The organism is Paraburkholderia sp. SG-MS1 (genome assembly GCF_012275575.1).
GTDB lineage: Bacteria > Pseudomonadota > Gammaproteobacteria > Burkholderiales > Burkholderiaceae > Paraburkholderia.
The window spans coordinates 1-5,497 of the sequence record NZ_NPIH01000032.1 but is presented as its reverse complement, the minus strand read 5'-3'; the positions used below and the strand labels follow the sequence as shown (position 1 = coordinate 5,497).

Annotated in this window: 4 protein-coding genes; 3 read left to right on the top strand and 1 reads right to left on the bottom strand. The window is 64.7% G+C overall.

Annotated features, from left to right (window positions below; all coding sequences use genetic code 11):
• Positions 1-110: 110 nt before the first annotated feature.
• Complete coding sequence (locus CIC12_RS02715; protein WP_168661936.1) at positions 111-659, bottom strand: hypothetical protein; 549 nt, start codon at positions 657-659, stop codon at positions 111-113.
• Between the two features lie 563 nt (positions 660-1,222).
• Here CIC12_RS02715 and CIC12_RS02710 point away from each other — a divergent pair.
• The 3 genes from CIC12_RS02710 to CIC12_RS02700 all read left to right on the top strand — a co-directional run.
• A complete protein-coding gene (locus CIC12_RS02710) occupies positions 1,223-2,251 on the top strand; it encodes a bile acid:sodium symporter family protein (protein WP_168661934.1) in 1,029 nt (342 codons plus the stop codon).
• A gap of 280 nt (positions 2,252-2,531) precedes the next feature.
• On the top strand, positions 2,532-4,388 hold the full coding sequence (locus tag CIC12_RS02705; RefSeq protein WP_168661932.1) for an EAL domain-containing protein: 1,857 nt from the start codon (positions 2,532-2,534) through the stop codon (positions 4,386-4,388).
• A 199-nt stretch (positions 4,389-4,587) separates the two neighbouring features.
• The coding region (locus CIC12_RS02700) for a LacI family DNA-binding transcriptional regulator (protein WP_168661930.1) at positions 4,588-5,497 on the top strand (910 nt) is incomplete at its 3' end.

Below are 5,497 nucleotides of genomic sequence, written 5' to 3'. Positions count from 1 at the left end.
GGGCGGTGCGGTGCGGTGCGGTGTGGAACGATATCCGGAAGAAGAGACCAGCAGGGGTGCTCCACCTTCGACGCAAATTGGATAGGCCGCCGCCGCCAGTTGGCAAACCCCTAATTACGATACGGCGACCCTTCCGGCTGACGCGGATCGTCAGCCTGACGTTGGCTCGCTCGCGCGGAACCGCGCTCTTCGTTGTAGCGGGCAACGTCGGCACGAATCGAGCCACCGCGCACCGGCGCATTTTGCGGCGGTCGCGGCACCCCGCGTGACTCGGCGCTGACCGGCGTAATGGCCCCGGCGTACTGCATGCGGCCGTGCGCATCACCGGGATAACCAGACGGTCCGCCGACACGGCGCGTATCGGGGCGATAAACGCCGAAACCGTCCGCGTAATTGCCACCCGCGAAGTTCGCGCCCCCTTGGGGCATGCGCACGGTGCGGTCGGCCATCGAGTCACGGCTGGGCCTTGCAGCGGAGACGTTACGGTGGCGGTCGCCATTGCGTGCGTCCGCCCGCTTCGCATGGTCTGCGGCAGCATGCGAACGGCCGGAGCCACCACCGGCGTGCGGCATTTCCGGCGCTTTTGCATAGGCGAACGAACACAGCGCAGCGATGACCGCGCCCAACGCCCAGTGCTTCGTTCTCGACAACCCGTCCACCTGGTGACTCTCATGCCCGAAGACTTGCCTGAAGACCACCGTTCGAGCTGCGATGGACTTGTTCTGGGACTGACAAAGACGCCGCGTTTTACCCGCGACACCCGGACATCCCGACGGCCTTTGAACCGTAATTTATGGGCGCGGGCAAAGGGTGTCGAGCCAAAAAGTGTTAGGCCCCACCCCTGGATGTAACACCTTGTTACTGCGACGTTTTTCTGCGACAGAGCGCTTGCGCGAAAGCACCGAAGTGACCTGTGCGCGGGACGTTTGCGGGTTTACCTAGCCCCGGTTGCCATGACGAATTAACCGCTGCTTTTTACTGGACCCATTGTCAAATCGGCATGGACCAATCCATTCGCGGCGCCAATACTGACTACTATCCGTCGGCACCGGCCGGCGGCGTAGTGAAAACGTTTTGATGCGCAATGATCATTAGTCAATTCGGTAAATGAATTTGCTTTTTCAATCGATTTTCAACAACAATAGGCGTTTCCCATAGCCGGAGGCGGCGCCCTCGCACGCGCACTCCGTGCCATTCCGCACTACCGAATCGAGATTCCGACATGGCTCGCCCGAAACTGCTTCCCGATAACTTCACCCTGTGCCTCGTCGGCACTGTGATTCTCGCCAGCCTCCTGCCGGTTCACGGCCAGGCCGCCGTCGGGTTCAACTGGGTGACCAACGTCGCGGTCGGCCTGTTGTTCTTCCTGCACGGCGCCAAGCTCTCACGTGAAGCGATCATTGCGGGGGCGACGCATTGGCGTCTTCATCTGGTGGTACTTCTCAGCACGTTCGCGCTGTTCCCGTTGCTCGGCCTCGCGCTTAAGCCGATCCTTTCGCCACTTGTCACGCCGGCGCTCTATGCGGGGGTCCTCTTCCTCTGCACGCTGCCATCGACGGTTCAGTCGTCGATCGCATTCACGTCGATCGCCAAAGGTAATGTGCCGGCTGCCGTATGTAGCGCCTCGGCTTCGAGCCTGCTCGGCATCTTCATCACCCCCGCCCTCGTCAGCCTCGTCGTCACCAATCAGGCGGCTGCCAGCGGCGCGTCGCCGTGGCATACGGTAGGCAACATCGTATTGCAACTGCTGGTGCCGTTCGTGGCGGGGCAGTTGCTGCGCCCGCTGATCGGCAAGTGGATCGAGCGTCATCGCGGCGTGCTGAAGTTCGTCGACCAGGGCTCGATCCTGCTGGTGGTGTACGGCGCGTTCAGCGAGGCCGTCACGGAAGGCTTGTGGCACCAGATTCCGTTGTCCGCGCTCGGCGGCCTGCTGCTCGTCAGTGTCGTGCTGCTCGCGCTCGCGCTGGCCCTGACGATCTTCGTCAGCAAGCGGCTCGGCTTCACGCGCGCGGACCAGATCACGATCATCTTCTGCGGCTCGAAGAAGAGCCTTGCCGCCGGCGTGCCGATGGCGAAGGTCATATTCGCTTCGCACGCGGTGGGCGCGGTGGTCCTGCCGCTGATGCTGTTCCACCAGATCCAGCTGATGGTGTGTGCCGCGCTGGCGCAGCGTTGGGGCGCGCGCGACACCAGCGGCGAGGCCCAGGTCAACTCGCGCGAGCGGCCCGCGGCCGCCATCGCGCGCCGGTGAATACGCCCGCCATGCAAACAGGACATTCATAGCGCCCTCCCTGAGCGTCGTTCCGAACAAAGCCGCCCTGTGCGGCTTTTTTGTTATTTCACGCGCAAACGCAGGCGCTGTCGCCTCGGCTTGATGGCATAGGAGGATTCCTGGCCAGGTGAGGCAGATCCGCAGACGGCCGGCAAGCGCGCTGCGCGCACCATCGCGGTGCCACCCGTCACTAAAAGTTCACTTAATTCGAGACCAGAGGCGCCGATAAGCCGAACATCGATCGCTACGCCTTTTTGCCATGCAACTTCGTCCGCCCTCCCGATTCGCTGCGCCGCGTATCGAGGAACTGATCGCCCAACGTGATCTGTCCGCCGTCTTCCAGCCGATCATCGATTTCGAACACGGCGCAATCCTCGGCTACGAAGGGCTGATCCGCGGGCCGGCCGGCACCTCGCTCGAAACGCCGTTCGCGCTGTTCTCGCAGGCGCTCGCCGAAGGCTGCGCGATCGAACTCGAGCGCGCAGCCGCGCGCACCTGCATCGAGGCGTTCGCCAAACTCGATTGCGACGGCAAGCTGTTCCTCAATTTCAGCGCGGGCGCGATCCGCCAGCTGGCCGACGCACGGGAAGACACGCTCGCGCTGCTGCGCCATCGCGGCGTCGATCCGCGGCGCATCGTGATCGAGCTGACCGAGCAGAGCGCGATTCCGGATGTCGGCAATTTCGTGCCGGTGATCACGGCGCTACGCACCGCCGGCGCACAATTCGCGCTCGACGATTACGGCACCGCGAACGCCAGCATGAATCTGTGGGTGCGTCTGCAACCGGATGTCGTGAAGATCGACCGCTTCTTCATTCACGACATCGCCTGCGATCCGCTCAAGTTCGAAGCCGTGCGCGCGATGCAGCACTTCGCGCAGGCGAGCGGCGCGCAGCTTGTCGCCGAGGGCATCGAGAACGAAGCGGATCTGATCGTGGTGCGCGACATGGGGATCGGTTGCGGGCAGGGGTTTTTCTTCGGCCGTCCGCATGCGCGGCCGGCGCGCAGCGTGACCGACGACGCCCGCGACGCGCTGCGCGCCGGCCACATCGCGGTATTTCCGGAGACGACGCGCACGGTGAGCAGCGCGTCGCCTTCGGGCGGCATGGCATCGGAGAAGATGCTGGTGCCGGCGCCTGCGCTGCCGCGCCACGCCACCAACAACGACGTGCTCGACCTGTTCAACCGCCTGCCCGATCTGCACGCGGTCGCGGTGGTCGAACACGACGAACCGGTCGGGCTGATCAACCGGCGCAGCTTCATGGATCGCTACGCCCTGCCGTATCACCGGGAGCTGTTCGGCAAGCGCCCGTGCATGCAGTTCGCCAACGCGTCGCCGGTGGTGATCGAGAAATCGATGACCGTTGAGCAGATGGCCAAGCTGCTCGCGAGCGACGACCAACGCTACCTCGCCGACGGCTTCGTGATCACCGACCAGGGCAGATACGCTGGCCTCGGCACCGGCGAGAATCTGGTGCGCGCGGTCACGGAGGTACGCATCGAAGCGGCGCGCTACGCGAACCCGCTCACCTTCCTGCCGGGCAACATTCCGATCAGTTCGCACATTGCTCGCCTCCTCGGCAACGACGCCGGCTTCTACGCGTGCTACGTCGACCTGAACCACTTCAAGCCATTCAACGACCAGTACGGCTACTGGCAAGGCGACGAAGTGCTGAAGCTCGCCGCCGCGGTGCTCGCCGACGTGTGCGACCCCACGCGCGATTTTCTTGGGCACGTCGGCGGCGACGACTTCCTGATCCTGTTCCAGAGCGAAGACTGGCGCGAGCGCGTGCTGCGCGCGATTCTCCTCTTCAACGAGGGCGCGCAACGCTTTTACGCGCCGGCCGACCGCCTGGCCGGCGGCATCCACGGCGAGGACCGGCGCGGCAATCCGACCTTTTTCGGTTTCGTGACGATGGCGATCGGCTGCGTGCGCGTCGAACCAGCCACCGGCGCCTCGCTCTACACCAGCGAGCAGATCGCGTCGGTCGCGGCGCTGGCCAAGCGCCGCGCGAAGCTGGAGACAAGCGGCTTCGTCTTGATCGATGCCGATGAAAGCGCGGCGCTGCTTCGGCGCCAGGACGAAGCCCAGGCCGCGCCCCAATATGCAGACTGAAGACACACGCGGCACGCGCGCGCTCAAATTCGACTTTGTTTAGCCAATTTTACTAAACAGCATATTCCGGGCCAACGTCAACATTTACGGGTATTTACGGGTATCGAAGGAAGGCAAACGACGCTGATTTTGCACCGTTTTACTATACAATCGCCCGGACTCCACCACTGTGCGGCGCAGCCTGCGGCCGCTTCTTTCGATGGCCACCACCATCCGCGACATTGCCCGCGTGGCGAGCGTGTCGATCGGCACCGTTTCGCGTGCCCTGAAGAACCAGCCGGGTCTCTCCGAGGCCACTCGCGAGCGCGTCGTCGCCGCGGCGCGGCAGCTCGGTTACGACGCCGCCCAGTTGCGGCCGCGCATTCGCCGCCTGACCTTCCTGTTGCACCGTCAGCACAACAACTTCGCCGTCAGTCCGTTCTTTTCGCATGTGCTGCACGGCGTGGAAGACGCCTGCCGCGAACGCGGCATCGTCCCGTCCGTGCTGACCGCGGGTCCCACTGAAGACGTCATTCAGCAGATGCGCCTGCATGCGCCCGACGCCGTGGCCATTGCCGGCTTCGTCGAGCCCGAGACGCTGACCACGCTGGTGGCGATGCAACGCCCGCTCGTGCTGATCGATCTGTGGGCGCCCGGCCTGCGCTCCGTGAATCTCGACAACGCCGCGGGCGCCATGCTCGCCATGCGGCATCTGTTCGAACAACAGCGCAAGCGCGTCGCGTTCATCGGCGGTTCGCTCGCGCACTTCAGCATCGCGCAGCGCGCGCTCGGCTACCGCCAGGCATTTTTCGAAGCGGGCATGCTGTTCGACCCGTCGCTGGAAGTGACCATCGACGCCGGCCTCGATCCCGACAGCGGCGCCGCGCGCGCGATGCACCGGCTGCTCGACGCGCCCGGCCCGCGTCCCGACGCCGTGTTCGCCTACAACGACGCCGCCGCGCTCGCCGCGCTGCGCGCGTGCCTCGCACGCGGCCTGCGCGTGCCCGAGGACATCGCGATCATAGGTTTCGACGACATTCCCGCCGCCGCCCATGCCACGCCACCGCTGTCGACGATGTCGGTCGACAAGGAAGCGCTCGGCCGGCGCGGAGTCGAACTGCTGCTTGAAG

Coding starts and splice junctions, on each gene's coding strand:
- CIC12_RS02710 (WP_168661934.1), top strand. CDS start 1,223: ATGGCTCGCCCGAAACTGCTTCCCGATAACTTCACCCTGTGCCTCGTC.
- CIC12_RS02705 (WP_168661932.1), top strand. CDS start 2,532: ATGCAACTTCGTCCGCCCTCCCGATTCGCTGCGCCGCGTATCGAGGAA.